Consider the following 19,553-nt stretch of genomic DNA (forward strand, 5'->3'; position numbering starts at 1 on the left):
GATTCTCACGAGGGATTCCGCACCGGATCCTGAAATCCGCATCGATATCCGTAGATCGGGTCGTCGGCTCCGCTCACCAGCCCTCGGTGAGGACCCGGTCGAGCGCCGCCACGACGACGTCCGCGCTGGCGGGCGTCAGGCACAGCGGCGGCTTGACCTTCAGGACGTTCGAGCGCTCGGAGGTGGTGAGCACGATGACGCCGAGCTCGCGCAGCCGCTCGCAGATCGCCGCCGCCTCGCTCGCGGCCGGCTCCATGCTGGTGCGATCGCGGACGAGTTCGACGCCGAGATAGAGGCCCTCGCCGTGCACCGGACCGATCAGCGCGTGGCGCTCGGCGAGCGCGCGGAAGCCGTCCGCCAGCCGGGCGCCCACGACGCGGGCGTTGTCCTGCAGTCCTTCCTGCGCCATCGCGTCGAGCACGGCGATGCCCACGCGGCAGCTGAGCGGATTGCCCCCTGCGGAGGAGAAGAACTGGCCCTGGGTGGCGAGGGCATCGGCGACCCGCTGCGAGGTGATGACCCCGCCGATCGGGAACCCGTTGCCCATCGGCTTCGCGATCGTGACGATGTCGGGCACGACCGCGGACTGCTCGAACCCCCAGAACGTCGATCCCATCCGGCCGAAGCCGACCTGCACCTCGTCCGCGATGCAGAGTCCGCCGGCGGCCCGCACGCGGGCGTAGGCGTCGGCGAGGTAGCCGTCCGGGAGCAGCACGCCGCCCGCGTTGCCGAGCACAGACTCGCAGATGAACCCGGCGACGGGGCGCCCGGCGGCGGCGAGCCGATCGAGATCCGCCCCGAGGTCGGCGGCGTACCGTGCGCCGGTGCCCTCTCCCCGGTAGGTGCCGCGGAACCGGTTGGGCACGTCCGCGACGTGCACCCAGTCCGGACGGGTGGCGAGCGCGTCGGGGTTGTCGTAGGCGCTCGTCGTGACCGCGTCGCTGGCCATCGTCCAGCCGTGATAGGCCTCCCGCAGCGACACCACGGTCCGGCGCCCGGTGGCCGCCTGCGCCAGCCGCAGCGCGAGATCGACCGCCTCGGAGCCGCTGTTCACGAGCAGCACGGTGTCCAGCGCCTCCCGGTCGGCGTCGCCGCGGCGGGCCTGCTCCGGCAGCAGCGTGAGCAGCCGCTCGCTGTACTCGGCGAGCTCCCGGTACAGGAACCGCGAGTTGGTGTTCAGGATCCGGATCTGCCGGTTCACGGCGTCGGCCACGCCGGGATGGCCGTGCCCGAGGCCGGTGACGTTGTTGACCATGTCGACATAGGCCCGTCCCGTCGTGTCGACGAGGTGGTGCCGCCAGCCGCGCTCGATCTGAGGCGGCCGCTCGTAGTAGCGCTCCTGCGCGCTCGCGAAGATGCGCGTGCGCCGGGCGAGCTCGGCGGATGCCTCGTCCTCCTGCGCGAGTCGCGGAAGACCGAGCCAGGGCGCGGGGTCGGCACTGAACCGGCGCCAGGCGGGCACCCGATCGGGCTCGACCAGGTGGGCGCCCTCCGCGCCCGCGGGCGGCGCAGGAGCCTCCGTCGACAGCACGCGGACCACGAGCGAGCGCACCCGGGCGCTGGCGGCCAGCACGCCGAGCGGGGCGCCGGCGACGACGTCCGTCGTCCCCGGCCCTCGGAGCTCCGCCCCGGCGATCTCGAGCGCCCAGTGCTCGGACAGCAGGATCCGGACCGCCGTCGGGCCGAGCGGCACCGCGCGTCCGGACGCCGGAGCCCGCAGGGCGACCTCCTCCCCCGCCGGCAGGTGGATCACCGCGGCGATCGGCCAGGTCGCCGCGGCATCCGCGCTGTCGATGCGCGTGCGGGTGAGCCGGTAGACGCCGTAGGGCATCACCGCCGCCGCGGCGCCGCGGGTGAACGCGGCCCGCACGAGGGCGTCCTCGGCGTCCGGATCGAGCCAGGCGCCCGCCGCGAGATCCTCGGACTCGACGCCCGGATCGATGATCGCGACGTCTCCGCCCAGGTCGGGCAGGAGAGCGGCGAGCGGTCCGGGCGCCGCGTCCGCCGGCGCCGGGGCCGGCACGGCCGGGGGGAATCCCAGGCGGTCCAGGACGAGCTCGACGACCTCGGCGAGCGGGACCGCCGTCGCGGCGTCGAAGATCGCCTGTTCGCCGGCGATGCGCTCCCTGGCGTAGTCGTTGCCGCCGTCGATCGCGAGCTGGTGCCAGCCGCTCGCGACGAGCAGCGCCGCCCGCAGCACGATCAGCGGCCACACCGCGCGGCCCTCCGCCGCGCTGAGCGGCGCGTCGGCGTGGAACGCCGCGATGGTCTCGAGGACGCGCAGAGGGCGCTCCGGCTCGTGATGCAGCATCGACGAGGCGCACACCGCGAGCTCCGCGACCCGCCAGCCGAGCGCGAGGTCGCCGAGATCCAGCACCGTGCGCGGATGCAGCCGGGAGTCCGATCCCCGCTCGCCCATGACGTTGTCGTCGGTGAGGTCGCCGTGGACGGGCTGGACGGGCAGCTCCGCCGCGACGGCCGCGAGGGCGCGCTCCGCCTCCGCGATCGCGATCTCCACCTCTCCGCGCAGCGCCGGATCCCCGATCGACGGCAGTAGGCGCCTGGCCTCCTCCGCGGCGACCCGCATGTCCCACATGTGCCGGCGGTCGAGACCGGGATGCCCGAGCGCGGACAGGGCGTTCACCGAGGCCGCGGCGAGCGCGCCGAACTCGCGCAGCACGACGGGGGCGAAGTAGCCGGCGTCGACCATCGCCTCCCCCTCGGCGAAGGCGCTCCGGCGGACCGACAGTCCTCGCCAGCACTGCGTGAGGACGCCGTCGAGCCCCGGCAGCGCCGCGGGGACCGCGACGCCCGCCGCACGATAGGCGTCGAGAGCGGCGTGCTGGGCGTCGCGGGCGCTGTCGCCGAACACCGGATTGTCGACCCGGAGCACGCTGCGGGTGCCGTCCCCCTCGGTCAGCAGGAAGTTGCGATCCTGGTTGCTGCCGAGCTCGGTCGCCGTGACCGCGATCCCCCAGTGGTCGAGGGCGATCGCGACGGCGTCGGATGCGGTGACGTCGGGGCGCACAAGACCCCCGGCGGGCTGTTCGGGCACAGCGGTCCCTTCGTTCGGAGTGGGAGGGTCGGAGGGCGGATTGCTCAGAGCACGCGGTCGTCGCTGTGCCGGGCGAGGGAGCGCGCGTACCGCTCGGTCAGCTGCACCATCAGGTCGGGGGTCGAGCGGTCGACGCCGAACACGTAGCCGGGGAAGTCGAGCTCGTGCTGCGCCTCCCAGATCGACTCGTGCTGCTCGGGCGAGAGGATCCGCACCGGGTCTCCGACCGCGACCCAGCCGATCGGCACGACGCTCTCCGGCGGCAGGGTCGTGCGCAGGTGCACGACCGCGTTGATGCGCACCTCGCTGCGTGCACCGATCACGGCCCCGTTGAAGATCCTGGTCCCGGTGGCGAGGAAGACCTCCTCGGCGATCGTCGCGCCGGAGATGCTCGCCATCGGCCCCACCAGCACGTGGTCCGCGATGTGCACCGGGTTCGCGGCCGTGGCGCGGATGAGCGCGTTCTCCATCACGATCACATGCTCGCCGAGGGTGATCGGGCCGCCCTCGGCCGTGATCACCGCGCCGTGCAGGACCTGGCAGTTCGGCCCGATCGTGACGTCGCCGGAGATCACGGCGGACGGCGCCACGACGGCGGTGTCGTGGACACGGGGCCGAGCCCCGAGGTGCTCGTACATCATGTGACGAGCGTAGTGCCGCGCCCCGGTTTCGTCAGGCTCCCGCGGGGCGGCGACGCCGGGAGTCGGCCCCGGCACCCCGCGTCATCCGGCTCCGGCGAGCCCCCGACCTCGGGGAGCGATCTCGGGTTCGCTCCCCGAGGTCGGGGGATCATCGGGAGATTTCCACAGGACTCGACGGCATGCCACGGAGGAACGACCGCCCCGATGGCACGATAAGAGTGCCGCACCGAGGCGCGACGCGGCAGCTCTGGGGGGCCAGCATGCACAACGATCGACCACAGCCTGGTCACGCACTCATTCACGTGGGCATCGTCGACGATCATCCCGTCGTCAGTCTCGGCGCTGCCGCAGTCCTGAACACCCAGCCCGACATCTACGTCACGGCGACGGCGACCACGGTCGAGGCCCTGCAGGCCTACGGACAGTGGCTCGACGTCGTCCTGCTGGATCTCGGGCTCGCGGACCTCACCGACTTCCGCCGCAACATCCGGCTGCTCTCGAACGACGGCGCCCAGGTCCTCGCCTTCGCGACGGACGCCCGCCCGAAGACGATCCGGGATGCGATGCGCGCGGGGGCCGTCGGCGTCGTGCAGAAGGCCGCGACGACCGAGGTCATCGTCCGGGCCGTCCGCCAGGCGGCGCACCGGGACCACCCCGGCTCGGCTCGCCCGGACGGCGACGCCTCGCCCCGGGATGCCGGTCTGAGCAGCCGGGAGCGCGAGGTGCTGGCCCTGTACGCCGCGGGCGACACCGCCGCGCGCGTGGCGGAACGCCTCTTCATCTCCCGGGAGACCGTGTACGACCACATCCGGCGCATCCGGGGGAAGTACGCGGTCGTCGGGCGCCCGGCGCCGTCGAAGGTGGATCTCTTCCATCGCGCCGTCGAGGACCGGGTGATCGCGGGGCGGTAGCGCTCCGCGCGTCCGACCGCGATCCCGCGGCCCGGGCCCGATCCACGAAGTTGAGGTAAACACCGTCCCGGTTGAGGGATCCGCGCCGAATCCCGGTGCCGGCACCCGGCGACCTGCCAGGGTGGGAGCGTCGCCGGGGGTCTCGGGTCCGATCCGCACCCTCCGGCACCGCGCATGCACATCGCCATCCGGGGGGAGGTGAGTCAGATGCCCATGCCCCGTGACCGTCCGCGTCCATCGCGCCCGCCGCGCGCGCCGACGCCGGGTCCGCCGAGGCCTGCGATCGCAGCGACCGGGGACTCCCCGAGACCGGTCGCACCCCGAGCCGGCCCCGCTCCCCGCTGCAGGGGCACCATCCGACGTTCCTCCGATCCGCAGAGGCCTGACTCTTCACCACCATGGACTTCGTTCTCACCAACCTCCCCTTCCTCGTCCTGATCGCGCTCTCGGGCGGCGCCTGCCTGCTCCTGCTGGCCACGCGGCGCAGCGCGCGGTGGTTCGAGCGCCGCTTCCGGAAGGGACACGTCCTGCGCGGCACGCTCGCGGTCGCCCTCGTGCTCATCCTGAGCGTCATCGTGACCGCTCCGCCGCTGCGCACCCGGGGAACGGTCCTCGTCCTCTTCGCGCTCGCGATCGTCGCGCTGCTCGTGGTCACCTCCGTCGCCGCCGTGCAGCTGCGCCGAAGGGGCGCTCCGGCGCGAAGCCGGCGGAGGATCCTCGCCATCGGCGCGCACCCGGACGACATCGAGCTCGCCTGCGGCGCGACCCTCGCCAAGCTCGCCGATCGCGGTCACGAGATCCGGACGGTCGTGATGACCGCGGGATCCTCGGGGGGCGACGCCCCGACGCGGCTGCGCGAAGCCCACCGCGGCTCGCGGCACCTCGGAGCGGGGACCACCGACGTGCACGAGCTGCGCGACACCCGGCTCGCGCGGGACGACCACGCGATGGTGCAGATCATCGAGCGCGCCATAGAGGACTTCGCGCCGGACCTCGTCCTCACCCATTCCAAGAACGACTACCACCAGGATCACGAGGCGGTGCACTTCGCCACCCTGCGGGCCGCCCGTCGGCACGGCTCGGTGATCTGCTTCGAGAGCCCCTCGGCGACGGGCGACTTCGCCCCCGTGCTCTACGTGGACGTGACCGAGCATCTCGAGGTCAAGGTCGATGCCGTCGAGCTGCATCAGGACCAGCGCGGCAAGCCGTACATGGCGGCGGAACGGGTGCGCGCCGTCGCCGCCTTCCGCGGCGCCCAGGCGCGGGCGCGGTTCGCCGAGGGCTTCGAGGTCGTGCGCCTCCAGGGCTTCGCGACGGAGGGTCTGTGAGCATGCGGATCCTCGTCACGGGCATCGGCGGACCGGCAGGGGCCGCCCTGGGCCGTCAGCTCCGCAGCCTCGGGCACTGGGTCGGCGGGACGGACCTCCGCGCGCTGGACGCGCCCGCCGCGGACGCGTTCCAGCGGGTGCTGCGGGCGGACGATCCCGGGTACCCGGAGCAGCTGGCGGAGCTGGCCGGGCGGTGGGGCGCCGATGCCGTGGTGCCCAGCGTGAGCGAGGAGCTCGTTCCGCTCGCCCGCGTCGCGGCGGCGTTCCCGGTGCCCCTCCTCCTCGGCGACGAGGCGGCCGTCCGCATCGCCGACGACAAGTACGCGACCGCCGAACGGCTCCGCGCCCACGGGGTGTCCGTGCCCGGCTTCCTGCTGCCGTCCCAGGCGAGCAGCGCCGCCGAGGCGGTCGAGCGCCTGGGCGGATCCGTCGTCATCAAGCCGCGGATCTCGCGCGGCGGCCGCGGCGTGCGGGTGATCGACGCGGAGCACGCTGCACGCGCCGACGCCGTCGAGGCGTGGCGCACCGCCACCGACGCGCTCGTCGTGCAGCGGTTCGCACCCGGCCCGGAGTTCGCGCCCGTGGTGTACTCCCCCGTGACGTCGCTCGGCTCCTCGCGCTGCGTCGTGCTGCGCAAACTCGCGCTGCGAGAGGGGCGCACCGGCAACGCCGTCGGGGTCACCCGGGTCGCGCCCGAGGGCGCAGAGGTCGGAGACCTGGCCGTGGCGGCGACGCACGCGCTGGGGCTCTCCGGCCCCGTCGACGTCGACGTCCGACTCCTGGCGGACGGGACTCCGGCCGTCCTCGAGGTCAATGCGCGCTTCGGGGCGAACAGCGCCTCCGCGCCGGAGCTGCTCCGCGAGGCGCTGGTCGAACTCGCGCACCTGGCGGGGGCGCGATGATCGGCCTCGGCGCGCTCGAGCTCGGTGCGCAGGTCATCGGATCCGGCCTGCTGCTGATCGCCACGGCGAAGCTCGCCTACGTCCCGATCGCCTCCTGGTTCGAACTGCGCATCCGTCTCACCTCCGGGCGGCGAGCGCGCCTGGCGGCGGGCCCGCGTCCCGGATTCCGCGGGATCGCCCGGGGCGGCGACACGGAGGCCGCCCCTCGCCGCACCCTCGTGTACCCCGGGGATGCGATCGTCAGCGTGATCGTTCCCGCGTACAACGAGGAGGTCGTGCTCGACGCCTGCATCGCCTCGATCGTCCGGTCGGCATTCCCGCGTCTCGAGGTGATCATCGTCGACGACGGCTCGACGGACGCCACCTGGAGCATCGCCCGCGGGCTCGCGGAGCGGCATCCGTGCGTGCACGCGGTCCGCCAGGACAACGCCGGAAAGGGCGCGGCGCTGAACCGCGGCATCCGGATGGCCGTCGGCGACATCCTGCTCTTCGTCGATGCCGACGGGCTGTTCGACCGGCACACCGTCGAATGGCTCATCGTCCCGTTCTCGGACCGCCGCGTCGGCGCCGTGTGCGGAGACGACAGGCCCTCCAACGCGGATCGCCCGCTCACCCGCATGCTCTCGATCCTCAGCCACGTGGGGACCGGGCTGGTGCGCCGGGCGCTCTCCCTCCTCGGCTGCCTGCCGATCGTATCCGGCAACATCGGAGCCTTCCGCGCCGAGGTCGTGAGATCCCTGGGCGGGTTCCACGAGCACACGCTCGGCGAGGACCTGGAACTCACCTGGCGCGTGCACGCCGCGGGCTTCCGGGTGCTGTTCGAGCCTCGGGCGATCGTGTTCGCCGAGTCTCCGTCGACCGTGCGCGGCCTGTGGCGACAGCGGGTGCGGTGGGCACGCGGGCTCCTGCAGACGACCTGGATGCACCGCCGGATGATCGGCAGTCCTCGACACGGGATCTTCGGCGCCTACCTCGCCCTCAACACGCTCACGGCGATCGTCGGTCCGGTCCTTCAGCTCGGCCTGCTCCTCGTCCTCCTGCCGCTGGCGATCGGCGGTCGGCAGGCCGTCGGCCGGGACGCCTGGGCGGTGCTCGGATGGCTCGGGCTCGTCTCCACCGCCCTCGTCGTCGTCCTGGCGCTCGTCCTCAACGGCGCCTGGCGGGAACTCCGCAACGGCTGGACCGTCGTGCTCTGGCCCCTGTACTCGTGCCTGATGGGTCTCACCATGGTCTGGGCGATCCGGGACGAGCTGCGACGCGCCCCGCAGCGGTGGAACAAGCTCCATCGCACCGGGATCGTCGCCGGAGACGCGAGGCTCGCGGCGGCGCACCCGACTCCGGACCCCGCCCGCTCGCTGCCCTGATCCTCAGCGCGCCGCGTCCCGGGGCACCTCGGCGACGCCCCCGGCCGGCGCCCGCTCCCCGCCTCCCGACACACCCCCGACCGTCAGGCCGGGAAAGACCTTCACGTCAAGAAAGGAAGACACACATGAGACGACGACAGGAACGATCCGCGCTGTGGGCGCGCCTGGGAGGGGCCGCAGCGGTCGTCGCCGCGACGCTCGCCCTGGCGGCTCCGGCGGCGGCGGCGCCCCCGTACGCGACGACGGCCACGATCGATGACATCCGCTTCACGGAGTCGGCGGTCCCGGGAGGATCCTCGGTGGCGCTCGAGGCCGACTGGTCGCTGCCCGACGGCGCGCCGGGACCCGCCGGGTTCGTCATCGATCTCCCCCAGGGACTCCAGGGGCTCCAGGACGCGTTCCCGCTGCTCTCCCCGAACGGCGAGGCCGCCGGTCGCTGCACGGTGACGACGACCCGCCTGCAGTGCGATGTCGATGCCGGCTATGCGGCGACGCACCCGCGCAACCTCCACGGCACCGTGCGGTTCTGGGTCGACATCCGCACGGAGGTCACCTCGGACACGGTGATCGACTACGTCTTCGATCGGCTGACCGCGACCGTCACCGTCACCCCGCCCACCGGTCGGTGCGAGCAGGACTGCGCGTTCGAAGGACGCCGGAACGGGAAATGGGGCGCCGAGGATCGCGCGAACGGTCTGATCCACTGGACGGTCGCCGTCGCCGCCCCGCGCGGCGGAATGGCGGGCGGCGAACGGATCGTCGTCACCGATCGCCCGGCCGGGGACCAGGCCCTGACGCTCGACGGGACGACCGGGACGGTGATGCAGTCGCACATCCTGGTGCGCAATCCCGACGGGTACGAATGGCCCGGCGATTGGCAGCCCAAGCCGGCCGCGGAGGTCGCCGTGTCGGCCGACGGATCGACGGTGTCGTTCGTCGCCCAGCGGGGCTACTACTACGAGGTCAAGTTCACGACCCGCGTGACCGGGGCGCCGAGCGACAGCTACACCAACACAGCCACCGTCGCCATCGGCACCGAGCGCACGGACACCGTCGCCGCGACCGTCGTGCACCACGGCGGGAGCGGCACCGGGACGGGCGACGGAGTGCCGCCGACCCCGACCGCCACTCCGACGCCGACCCCGAAACCGACCGTCACCCCGACGCCGACCCCGACCGCCACTCCGAAGCCGACGCCGACAGTCCTCCCGACGCCGGCCGTCACCCCGGCGCCGACCGTCACGCCTGCACCGACCCCCACGGTCACGCCCTCGCCGACGGTCAGCCCGGTGGCGACCCCGCCCGGGGCAACGCCCCCGGCGCCGCCGTCCGCGGGCGCACTCGCGAACACCGGAGGAGCGCTCGGCCTGGGCCCCCTGGGCGTCGCCGGCGCACTGCTGCTCGGCGGAGCGATCCTGCTGCGGGCCCGGCGGAGGCGTGGTCGTGACGGCGCTGAGACCGGCCCCTCCGAGCGCACGCTGAACTGAGCACGGCACGGGGGTTCGGAGGACTCCGAACCCCCGTGCTGCTAGCGCGCGGTGGCCGATGCGGCGGGCGTCTCCGACTCCGCGGGGGCCGGCTCCGGGAACAGAGCGGTGAGCAGCTGCCCCGTCCACTCGACCGGATCTGCCCGGTCCGCACCGGGCATCGGCACGACGAGGGCCTCTCCCCCGCCGACCAGCTTGGCCTGCGGATAGAGACGCTGCAGGCGCACCTTCATCGAGTCCTCGAAACGGGCGGGCGCGACCCGGAGGTTCGACCCCATCGCCACCACGTCGGTGAGGCCGGCCCGCGCGGCACGACGCCGCAGCCGGGCGATCGCGACGAGACCCTCGACCTCGGCGGGCGGCGTGCCGTAGCGGTCGGTCAGCTCCTCGATCACGTGATCGATCGCGTCCTCGGCCGCGGTCGCGGTCGCCGCGCTCGACAGCTTCTGGTACGCCTCCAGGCGCAGCCGCTCGCTGTCGATGTAGGCGTCGGGGATCCGCGCGTCCACGGGAAGCTCGAGCCGCAGCTCGGCGCCGGTCTCGGTCTCCTCACCGCGGAACGTCGCCACCGCCTCGCCGATCATGCGCAGATAGAGGTCGAAGCCGACGCCCGCGATGTGCCCGGCCTGCTCCGCACCGAGGAGGTTGCCCGCCCCGCGCAGCTCCAGGTCCTTGAGCGCGACCTGCATGCCGGATCCGAGGTCGTTGTTCACCGCGATCGTCTGCAGCCGGTCGGCGGCGGTCTCGCTCAGCGGCTTCATGTCGTCGTACAGGAAGTACGCGTAGGCGCGCTCCCGCCCGCGGCCGACACGTCCGCGCAGCTGGTGCAGCTGGCTGAGGCCGTAGCGGTCGGCCCGGTCGATGATGATCGTGTTGGCGTTCGAGATGTCGAGGCCCGTCTCGATGATCGTGGTCGAGACGAGCACGTCGAACTTGCGCTCCCAGAAGTCGTCGACCACCTGCTCCAGCTGGTGCTCGCCCATCTGACCGTGCGCGACGGCGATGCGCGCCTCGGGCACGAGCTCGGCGAGCTCGCTCGCGACCCGCTGGATCGACTGCACGCGGTTGTGCACGTAGAAGACCTGACCCTCGCGGAGGATCTCGCGACGGATCGCCGCGGAGACCTGCTTGTCGCTCTTCGGCCCCACGAAGGAGAGGATCGGGTGCCGGTCCTCGGGCGGCGTCTGCAGCGTGGACATCTCGCGGATTCCCGTCACCGCCATCTCGAGCGTGCGCGGGATCGGCGTCGCGCTCATGGCGAGGATGTCGACGTTCGTCTTCATCTTCTTGAGTGCGTCCTTGTGCTCGACGCCGAACCGCTGCTCCTCGTCGATGATCATGAGGCCGAGATCCTTGAACATCACCTGATCGGTGAGGATCCGGTGGGTTCCGATCACCATGTCGACGGATCCCTCCAGCAGGCCGTCGAGCGTGAGGCGCGCCTCCTTGTCGGTCTGGAACCGCGACAGCGGGCGCACCTTGACCGGGAAGCCCGCGAAGCGCTCCGAGAAGGTCTCGAGGTGCTGCTTGACGAGCAGCGTGGTCGGCACGAGCATCGCGACCTGCTTGCCGTCCTGGATCGCCTTGAACGCGGCCCGCACCGCGACCTCGGTCTTGCCGAATCCCACGTCGCCGCTCAGCAGCCGGTCCATCGGGATGGGCCGCTCCATGTCGGCCTTGATCTCGTCGATGGTCTGCAGCTGATCGGGTGTCTCGGCGAAGGGGAACGCCTCCTCGAGCTCGCGCTGCCATGGGGTGTCCTTCGCGAACGCGTAGCCCTTCGCGGCCATCCGCGCCGAGTACAGCTTCACGAGCTCAACGGCGATGTCGCGCACCGCCTTGCGCGCCTTGCCCTTCGCCGCGGCCCAGTCGCTCCCGCCCATCTTCGAGAGCGTCGGAGCCTCGCCGCCGACGTACTTCGAGAGCAGGTCGAGCTGGTCGGTCGGCACGTACAGCTTGTCGCCCGGATAGCCGCGCTTGGACGGCGCGTACTCCAGCACGAGATAGTCGCGCGTGGTCTTGACGGCGTTGCGGCCGCCCGAGGACACCTCGCGCTGCGTCATCTCGACGAAGCGCGCGATCCCGTGCGTCTGATGCACGACGAAGTCGCCGGCCTTGAGCTGCATCGGATCCACGACGTTCTTGCGCCGCGACGCGAGCTTCTTCACGACACGGGTGTCGCCGCCGATCGTGCGACCGTAGAACTCGTTCTCGGTGATGACCGCGATCCTGGCGCTCGCGATCTGGAATCCGGACTCGATGGATCCGGTGACGAGCGTCGCCACGCCGGGCTCGGGGCTGTCCGGGAGGGTCTGCACGACCCGCGCGGCGATGCCGCGGTCGGCGAGCACGTCGCGCGCACGGTCGACCAGGCCCGCGCCCGACGACACCAGCACCACCCGCCATCCCTCCCCGACCCGGCCGGCGGTGAACTCGATCGCGCCGTCGACGTTGCCGTGGAACGACGGGATGGGTGCGGCGCTCACGCCGTCGGCGCCCTGGTCGTGCGCTTCGTCGTCCGAGCCGGCGTCGAAGGCGCTCAGACGCCACCACACGCCGTCGCGGTCGTGCACGGCGGCGCGGAGGTCGCCGATCGAGAGGAAGTCGCCGGTCTGCAGGTCGATCGGCGCGGAGGCCCCCGCCGTCGCCGCGCTCCAGGCCGCGTCGAGGAACTCGCGGTTCGTCTCGCCGAGGCTGGCTGCGCGGGCGCCGGAGCGCTCCGGATCCACGAGCGCGACGGCCGCCTGCTCGGGCAGATAGTCCGCGAGCGGCACCACGGGCCCGGCGACCACGGGCAGGAGCGACTCCATGCCCTCGACCGGGATCCCCTCGGCCATCTTCTGCAGCATGCCCGCGATGCCCGGGAACGCGTCGACCAGGGCCGCCGCGCGCTCGCGCACCTCGGCCGTCAGCAGCAGCTCACGGCTCGCGGGCAGCGCCACCGTCGCGGGTGCGGCAGGAAGGGAACGCTGATCGGCCACCGAGAACAACCGGATCTGATCGACCTCGTCCCCGAAGAACTCCACCCGGGACGGGTGCTCCGCGGTCGGCGGGAAGACGTCGAGGATGCCGCCGCGCACCGCGAACTCGCCGCGACGGGACACCATGTCCACCCGCGAATAGGCGCGTTCGACGAGCGACGCGGCCACTCCGTCGAGGTCGTAGCCCCGTCCGCCCACCACGAGCTCTAGCGGTTCGACGTCTCCGAGTCCGGCTGCGACGGGCTGCAGCGCCGCACGCACCGAGGCGACGACGACGAGAGGGCGCTCCTGCGACCACACCCGCATCCGGCGCAGCACCTCCAGACGCCGCCCGACCGTGTCGGGGCTGGGGCTGAGCCGCTCGTGCGGGAGGGTCTCCCACGCGGGGAAGGACAGGATCTCGGCGCGCGGGAGGTACGAGCCCAGTGCCGCCGCCAGCGACTCGGCCCGGCGACCGGTCGGCGCGACCACGAGCAGCGCGGCGGGCTTCCCCGCCGCAGCACGGCGCTCGAGGAGCCCCGCGAGCATGGGGGCGTCCATGCCGGCGCTCGCCAGCAGGTCGGCGTCGGTCTGCGCCCAGCTCAGGGCGTCCCGGAAGCCGGACGCCTCCTCTTCCAGAGCGCGGATGATCCCCTGCACAGTCACCGGAAGAGTCTACGGGCCGCCGCCGACACGGCGCCCCGGCGCCGCGGCGCGGACCCCGCCGGGGGTGCCGAGCCTAGGATGAACGCGTGACCGATCCGCAGCAGTCCCGCCCTGTTCCGCCGCCCGTCGCGCCGGGATATCCGACGCCGCCGGTCGCTCCACCCGCGTATGCGCCGCAGCAGACCGGCGCGCCGGTCTACCAGGCTCCGCCCGGGGCCTTCGCGGGTCCCGCCGGCGGGTACGCCGGCGCGCCCTACGCCCCGCCGGCGCAGCCCGCGCGCGGCTCCGGCCTGGGCCGTGTGGCGCTGCTGCTCGCCCTCCTCGCCGCCGTCGTGCTCACGATCGTCGGCGCCGTGCTCGCCTGGCAGATCGGCCAGGGCATCGGCTCGTCGACCGACCTCACGACTCTCGAGAACAGCGTGTCCGCGGAGGACCTGTCGATCTTCACGCCCGTGCGCGATCTGGTCTTGTGGGTCGAGATCACGTCGTGGGCAGCGACCGCGCTCGGGATCTGGGCGCTCGTGCAGGGCATCGTCGCGATCGCGAAGCGCCGCGGACGCGGACCCGGTATCGCCGCGGTCATCATCGCCGCGCTCGGCCCGATCGTGTACGTCGTCGTCGGCTACATCGCGTTCGTCATCGCGCTCGGCATCTCCGCGACCCAGCGCTGACGGCGTCGCCGCGCACCATCCCGACGCGAGGCTTCGCGGCATGCGGCTCAGCGCGGGGCGTGGTGCTTCTGCTGCGCGGCGAGCAGTCCCTCTTCGACCAGCTGCTCCACGGCGTCCGCCGCGTCGGCGACGAGGATCGGGAGATTCGGACGCTCGGCGGCGCCGAACGGGGCGAGCACCCAGTCCGCGGGATCCTGCCGTCCCGGAGGCCGGCCGATCCCCACCCGCACGCGCGGGAAGTCGGGCGTGGTCAGCACCCGCGCGACATCGCGGATGCCGTTGTGCCCGCCGTGCCCGCCGCCGACCTTGAGCTTGATCGTGTCGAAGGGGATGTCGAGCTCGTCGTGCACGAGCACGACCCGCTCGGGGTCCACCGAGTAGAACCGGGCGAGCGCGCCCACCGGGGCACCGGACACGTTCATGAAGCTGTTGGGCTTGGCGAGCACGAGCTTGTCGCCCCCCGGCCGCACCCAGGTCTCGACGACCCTGGCGCCGGCCTTGTGCTCGCGGAAGGATTCGCCGCGGCGCGCCGCGAGCTCGTCGACGACCATCTGTCCCACGTTGTGCCGGGTCGCGGCGTACTTCGGACCCGGGTTGCCGAGCCCCACCACCAGCCACGTCTGCGCCATGGATCCATCCTCCAGGAAGAGAGCAAGAAGGGGGCGCGAAGAATCGCGCCCCCTTCTCGGAGTTCTAGGACCGGACGGTCACTCCGCCGTCTCGGACTCGATGGCGTCGGCCTCGAGAGCGTCGCCCTCGGCCTCGGCGAGCGAGTCGGAGGTGTTCTGTGCGGACACCGCCACGATGAGCAGCTCCGGGTCGGCGACCAGCGTGACACCCTTCGGCAGGGTCACGTCGGCGGCAGTGATGTGCGCGCCGTCCTCGAGGCCCTCGACGGAGACCTCGACGTGCTCGGGGATGTGGGTGGCTTCCGCCTCGACGGCGAGGTGCGTGTTCTCCAGCTGCACGATCGTGCCGGCGAAGGCCTCGCCCACGACGACCACGGGGAGCTCGACGGAGACCTTCTCGCCCTTCTTCACGACGAGGAGGTCGATGTGCTCGATGACCTGGTGCACCGGGTCCTTCTGCACGTCCTTGACCAGGGCGAGCTGGCCCTTGCCCTCGATGTCGAGGTCGAGCAGCGCGTTGGCGCGGCGGATGAGCAGGGCGACCTGGTGGCCCGGCAGTGCGACGTGCACCGGCTCGGCGCCGTGGCCGTAGATGACGGCCGGGATCTGGCCCGCGGCGCGCAGGCGGCGGGCGAAGCCCTTGCCGAAGCTGGTGCGGAGCTCGGCGACAACCTTGTTGTCTTCGGTCATGATGTTCTCCTCGTTCACGCGCGGCGCAGATGCCGTGCGGTGGTCTGGGTGCGTCGTCTCGACACGACGGAAGGAGAGCCAGAGCTCACCGCGTCGATCACGGATGTGCGCGCACGCGCGCCATCCCTCGCCGAGGACCCCACCATGCTACCCGAGATCCGCGCGCGCCACTGACGATAGGCTGTACGGCATGACCGATGGTGTGTTCCTCTCCGAAGCGCTGGCCTGGCTGATCGGCCTCATGACCGTCGGCGCCGCCGTGCTCTGCTTCGGCGCACTGTTCTCGCTCGGCCGTTCCGGCTACCGCAAGGACTGACGACCTCGACGGAAGAACCGCGCCGCCCCTCCGGACGACGCGGTTCTTCTCGTGCATGGGGACCCGTGGCCCCGGCCGGCTCAGCCCACGCCGAGATAGGCCTCCTTGACGGCCGGATCGGCGAGCAGCTCCTTGCCCGTGCCGGTGCGGGTGATGGCGCCGGTCTCGAGCACGAAGGCGCGGTGCGCGCGGGCCAGCGCCTGGTTGGCGTTCTGCTCCACGAGCAGGACGGTCGTGCCCTGCGCGTTGATCTCCGTGATGATCTTGAAGATCTGCCGGATGAACTGCGGCGCGAGACCCATCGAGGGCTCGTCGAGCAGCAGCACGCGCGGCTGCGACATCAGCGCGCGCCCGATGGCGAGCATCTGCTGCTCGCCGCCCGACATCGTGCCGCCGAGCTGCTTCTTGCGCTCGTCGAGGCGCGGGAACAGCGAGAACACGCGCTCGTAGGACTCGGCGACCCCCGACTTGTTCTTCAAGCCGAAGGTGCCCATGTCGAGGTTCTCCAGCACCGTCATGCCCGGGAAGATCCCGCGGCCCTCCGGCGACTGGGAGATCCCCTTGACCACGCGCAGGTGCGCCTTCATCTTGGTGATGTCCTGCCCATCGAAGGTGATGGATCCGCTCGACGGCTGGAGCAGCCCCGAGATCGTGCGCATCGTCGTCGTCTTCCCGGCGCCGTTGGCGCCGATCAGCGAGACGATCTCCCCCTCCTCCACGGCGAAGGAGATGTCGTGGATCGCCTTGATCCGCCCGTAGTGGACGGAGACGTCCTTCAGTTCAAGCAACGTCATCTTCGGGCACTCCCAGGTAGGCGGCGATCACGCGCGGGTCATCGCGGATGACTCCGGGCAGGTCGTCGGCGATCTTCTTGCCGAACTCGAGCACGACGATGCGGTCGGTGACCCCCATCACGAGCTTCATGTCGTGCTCGATGAGCAGCACGGTGTAGCCCTCGTCCCGGATGGACCGGATGAGCGCCATCAGGTCCTCCTTCTCGGCGGGGTTGAAGCCGGCGGCGGGCTCGTCGAGGCAGAGCAGCTTCGGATCCGTCGCGAGCGCGCGCGCGATCTCCAGACGCCGCTGCGATCCGTAGGACAGGTCCCGCGAGCGCTTCTGCGCGTGCTGGGCGATGCCGACGAAGTCGAGCAGCGCCATCGCCCGATCGACCGAGCTCTTCTCCTCCCGGACGTGCCGGGGAAGGCGCAGCAGCGCGCCCGGCACCGACGTGCGGTGGCGCGCGTCGAGCCCGACCACGACATTCTCCAGAGCCGTCATCTCGCCGAAGAGGCGGATGTTCTGGAACGTCCGGGCGAAGCCGAGCCGGGTGATCTGGTGCTGCTTGCGCCCCTTCACGGACTGCCCCTCGAGCAGCACGTCGCCGCTCGTCGGCTTGTAGACGCCCGTCATCGCGTTGAAGCAGGTCGTCTTGCCCGCGCCGTTCGGACCGATGAGGCCGAGGATCTCGCCACGCCGGATGTCGAACGAGACGTCGTCCAGGGCGGTGAGCCCACCGAACTTGATCGTCAGGTTCTTCACCTCGACGAGCTTCTCGCCGACGGCGACGTCGATCTCGCGCTCGGATTCGGCGCCCTCGACGAGCGGCGGGTCCTGGATCGGGTCGGTCATGATGCGCCCCCTTCCGTGCTCGGGGTGGGTCGTGGCGGTGGTGAGGCGGGCGTCTTCGGCGGCGCCACCCACTCGAGGGCCTTGCGCGAGTACGCCATGAGCCGCATCTTCGCCGGGATCAGTCCCTTGGAGCGGTAGATCATCAGGATCACCAGGGCGACGCCGAAGATCAGGTACTTGTAGTCCGCGATCGCGGTGAACCGGAGCGGGATGTACGCGACGATCGCGCCACCGAGGATCGCGCCGACCTTGTTGCCGGTACCGCCGAGGACGACCGCGGCGAGGAAGAGGATCGAGGTCTGCACGTCGAACTTCTGGTTGTTCACGAAGCCGACCTGCCCGGCGAAGAGCGCGCCGGAAAGGCCTCCCACGCTCGCACCGATCGCGAACGCCCACACCTTGTATCGGAAGGTGGGGACGCCCATGGTCTCCGCGGCGTCCTCATCCTCGCGGATCGCGATCCAGGCGCGACCGACGCGCGAGCGCTCCAGGTTGCCCGCGAGCAGCAGGATGATGATCAGGATCGTCACCGTCAGCCAGTACCACGGTGTGCCGTTGGAGTTGGCGAACAGGGGGATCCCGTTCGGGCCCTCGCCCGGTGGGCGCCCCACGTTCTGGAAGCCCACCTGCCCCTTCATCGCCGGGATGATCGTTGCGAGGATCCGCACGATCTCTCCGAAGCCGAGCGTCACGATGGCGAGATAGTCGCCCCGCAGCCGGAGCGTCGGGACTCCCAGCGTGATGCCGAAGATCATCGCCACGACCATCGCCAGCGGCAGCGTCCAGAGGTAGGGGATCTTCAGGTACGGCGAATCCGGGCTGGTGAACATCGCCGCCGTGTAGGAGCCGACGGCGAAGAACGCCACGTAGCCGAGGTCGAGCAGGCCGGCGTAGCCGACGACGACGTTCAGGCCGACGGCGACGAGCGCGTAGACCGCCATCGCGAACAGCGCCAGCGGCCAGTCGTTGCCCGGCGCGGTGGTGAGCGGGAAGAAGTTCAGGAACGGGAGCGCGTATGCGATCGCGACCGGAATCAGCATCCACGCCCACTGCGCGGGACGGGACAGCTCGTTCCAGCGCTCGCGCATGCCGCGGAACGGACCGCGGCGCACGGTTGCGACCGACTCGGTCTCGATCGTCTCGCGGGCCGATTCCGCCGTGGGCAGCGGACGGGGGCCATCGGATGAGGTGCTCATGCCTTGCTCCTTCCGAGGGTGGTGCCGAGGATGCCGGTCGGTCGCACGAGCAGCACGAGGACCAGGATGACGAAGGCCACGACGTCGGCCCACTGCGCGTCGCCCAGCAGGATCTGTCCGTAGTTGCCCACGATGCCCAGCAGGATGCCGCCGAGCAGCGCCCCGCGGACGTTGCCGATGCCGCCGAGGACCGCCGCCGCGAACGCCTTGACGCCGAGGATGAACCCGCCGTTGTAGATGACGCCGGAGGGCACCAGCATCACGTAGAACAGCGCGGCGGCACCGGCCAGCAGACCACCGATGATGAAGGTGATCACGATGGTGCGCTCCTTCGAGACGCCCATCAGGGTGGCGGTGTCCGGATCCTGCGCGACGGCGCGGATCCCGCGACCGGTGCGGCTGCGCCGGATGAACATGTCGGTGCCGACCATGAGCAGCACCGCCGCGATGACGATGATGATCTGCTGGTTGGTGATGATCGTGCCGAAGACGTCGAACACCGGGGTCGGGATGAACATCGTGACCGCGGGCTGCGCGTTCGCCCCGCCGACGAAGGGCAGGAAGATCAGGTACTGGATCGCGAAGGAGACGCCGATCGCGGTGATCAGGAACGCGAGCCGGGGGGCGTTGCGTTTGCGCAAGGGTCTATACGCCACGCGTTCGACGATGAACGCCGTCGCGGCGGAGAAGACCATGCCGACCACGAGGGCGAGCAGGAGATCCATGATGATCGCGACAGGTCCGATGGTCGGCGCGCTCGGGCCGAAGCCGAGCATCGTCAGCGTCATGACGACGCCGTAGGCGCCGACGATGAACACTTCGGAGTGGGCGAAGTTGATCAGGCTCAGCACGCCGTAGACGAGGGTGTAGCCCACGGCGATGAGCCCGTAGACGGCGCCGAAGGTGAGGCCGTCGAAGGTGGCGCTCCAGAAGTTCTGGAACAGGGCGTTGATGTCGAAGTTGATCCAGGAGGAGTCCGCATGAACGACGGACAGAGCGACGAGATCGAGCATTCAGGTTCGCTTCCGCAGAGTGGCGCGTCGTTGCGCCGAGAGGCCGGGAGGGGGAAGAAGGGCCCCGCGGCTGGGAAGCCACGGGGCCCTTCTGT

The 19,553-nt window shown here is 71.6% G+C and carries 16 protein-coding genes; 7 read left to right on the forward strand and 9 right to left on the reverse strand.

Going from position 1 to position 19,553, the window contains the following annotated elements; all coding sequences use genetic code 11:
- Window positions 1-73: 73 nt before the first annotated feature.
- Together J8G10_RS12480 and J8G10_RS12485 are read right to left on the reverse strand one after the other, a co-directional pair.
- Window positions 74-3,055, reverse strand: a complete 2,982-nt coding sequence (locus tag J8G10_RS12480; protein ID WP_251445173.1) for an aminotransferase — start codon at window positions 3,053-3,055, stop codon at window positions 74-76.
- A gap of 44 nt (window positions 3,056-3,099) precedes the next feature.
- Window positions 3,100-3,696: a gamma carbonic anhydrase family protein gene (locus J8G10_RS12485; RefSeq protein WP_251445176.1), complete on the reverse strand. Its 597-nt coding sequence runs from the start codon at window positions 3,694-3,696 to the stop codon at window positions 3,100-3,102.
- 302 nt (window positions 3,697-3,998) lie between these two features.
- On the opposite strand from J8G10_RS12485, the gene J8G10_RS12490 reads away from it, so the two are divergent.
- The 5 genes from J8G10_RS12490 to J8G10_RS12510 all read left to right on the forward strand — a co-directional run bounded on the left by J8G10_RS12490 (window position 3,999) and on the right by J8G10_RS12510 (window position 9,688).
- Complete coding sequence (locus J8G10_RS12490; RefSeq protein ID WP_251445179.1) at window positions 3,999-4,607, forward strand: response regulator transcription factor; 609 nt, start codon at window positions 3,999-4,001, stop codon at window positions 4,605-4,607.
- Between the two features lie 398 nt (window positions 4,608-5,005).
- Complete coding sequence (locus tag J8G10_RS12495) at window positions 5,006-5,935, forward strand: PIG-L deacetylase family protein (RefSeq protein ID WP_251445184.1); 930 nt, start codon at window positions 5,006-5,008, stop codon at window positions 5,933-5,935.
- 2 nt (window positions 5,936-5,937) lie between these two features.
- A complete protein-coding gene (locus J8G10_RS12500) occupies window positions 5,938-6,837 on the forward strand; it encodes an ATP-grasp domain-containing protein (protein WP_251445414.1) in 900 nt (299 codons plus the stop codon).
- Complete coding sequence (locus J8G10_RS12505) at window positions 6,834-8,201, forward strand: glycosyltransferase family 2 protein (protein ID WP_251445187.1); 1,368 nt, start codon at window positions 6,834-6,836, stop codon at window positions 8,199-8,201. The genes J8G10_RS12500 and J8G10_RS12505 overlap by 4 nt, the downstream gene beginning before the upstream one ends.
- Before the next feature lie 125 nt (window positions 8,202-8,326).
- Window positions 8,327-9,688, forward strand: a complete 1,362-nt coding sequence (locus J8G10_RS12510) for a collagen binding domain-containing protein (RefSeq protein WP_251445190.1) — start codon at window positions 8,327-8,329, stop codon at window positions 9,686-9,688.
- A gap of 41 nt (window positions 9,689-9,729) precedes the next feature.
- Here the strand turns inward: J8G10_RS12510 and mfd are convergent, their stop codons facing one another.
- The gene (mfd, locus tag J8G10_RS12515; protein WP_251445193.1) at window positions 9,730-13,314 is read right to left on the reverse strand and encodes a transcription-repair coupling factor; all 3,585 of its coding nucleotides are present in this window, start codon (window positions 13,312-13,314) and stop codon (window positions 9,730-9,732) included.
- An 86-nt stretch (window positions 13,315-13,400) separates the two neighbouring features.
- Here mfd and J8G10_RS12520 point away from each other — a divergent pair, with 86 nt between their 5' ends.
- Window positions 13,401-13,985 carry a hypothetical protein gene (locus tag J8G10_RS12520; RefSeq protein ID WP_251445196.1) on the forward strand — a complete coding sequence of 195 codons (585 nt, stop codon included), beginning with the start codon at window positions 13,401-13,403 and terminating at the stop codon, window positions 13,983-13,985.
- Window positions 13,986-14,032: 47 nt separating this feature from the next.
- On the opposite strand, the gene pth is transcribed toward J8G10_RS12520, so the two are convergent.
- Both pth and J8G10_RS12530 read right to left on the reverse strand, forming a co-directional pair.
- Window positions 14,033-14,614: an aminoacyl-tRNA hydrolase gene (gene pth / locus J8G10_RS12525; protein WP_251445199.1), complete on the reverse strand. Its 582-nt coding sequence runs from the start codon at window positions 14,612-14,614 to the stop codon at window positions 14,033-14,035.
- 78 nt (window positions 14,615-14,692) lie between these two features.
- Window positions 14,693-15,304 (reverse strand): 50S ribosomal protein L25/general stress protein Ctc, encoded by a 612-nt coding sequence (locus J8G10_RS12530; RefSeq protein ID WP_251445202.1) that lies wholly within the window; start codon window positions 15,302-15,304, stop codon window positions 14,693-14,695.
- A 190-nt stretch (window positions 15,305-15,494) separates the two neighbouring features.
- On the opposite strand from J8G10_RS12530, the gene J8G10_RS19420 reads away from it, so the two are divergent.
- Window positions 15,495-15,620 (forward strand): hypothetical protein, encoded by a 126-nt coding sequence (locus J8G10_RS19420; RefSeq protein WP_285814267.1) that lies wholly within the window; start codon window positions 15,495-15,497, stop codon window positions 15,618-15,620.
- A gap of 80 nt (window positions 15,621-15,700) precedes the next feature.
- Here J8G10_RS19420 and J8G10_RS12535 read toward each other — a convergent pair whose 3' ends face one another.
- From J8G10_RS12535 to J8G10_RS12550, 4 genes are read right to left on the reverse strand one after another with little or no spacing between them, the layout of a single operon-like run.
- A complete protein-coding gene (locus tag J8G10_RS12535; protein ID WP_366932779.1) occupies window positions 15,701-16,408 on the reverse strand; it encodes an ABC transporter ATP-binding protein in 708 nt (235 codons plus the stop codon).
- Window positions 16,401-17,249, reverse strand: a complete 849-nt coding sequence (locus J8G10_RS12540; protein ID WP_251445208.1) for an ABC transporter ATP-binding protein — start codon at window positions 17,247-17,249, stop codon at window positions 16,401-16,403. Before J8G10_RS12540 ends, J8G10_RS12535 begins: the two co-directional genes overlap by 8 nt.
- On the reverse strand, window positions 17,246-18,445 hold the full coding sequence (locus tag J8G10_RS12545) for a branched-chain amino acid ABC transporter permease (RefSeq protein ID WP_251445211.1): 1,200 nt from the start codon (window positions 18,443-18,445) through the stop codon (window positions 17,246-17,248). Before J8G10_RS12545 ends, J8G10_RS12540 begins: the two co-directional genes overlap by 4 nt.
- Entirely contained in the window at window positions 18,442-19,458 is a 1,017-nt protein-coding gene (locus J8G10_RS12550; protein WP_251445214.1) for a branched-chain amino acid ABC transporter permease, read from the reverse strand. Before J8G10_RS12550 ends, J8G10_RS12545 begins: the two co-directional genes overlap by 4 nt.
- Between the last annotated feature and the right edge of the window lie 95 nt (window positions 19,459-19,553).

The organism is Microbacterium sp. USTB-Y (assembly GCF_023703415.1).
In the GTDB taxonomy this organism is placed as follows: domain Bacteria; phylum Actinomycetota; class Actinomycetes; order Actinomycetales; family Microbacteriaceae; genus Microbacterium.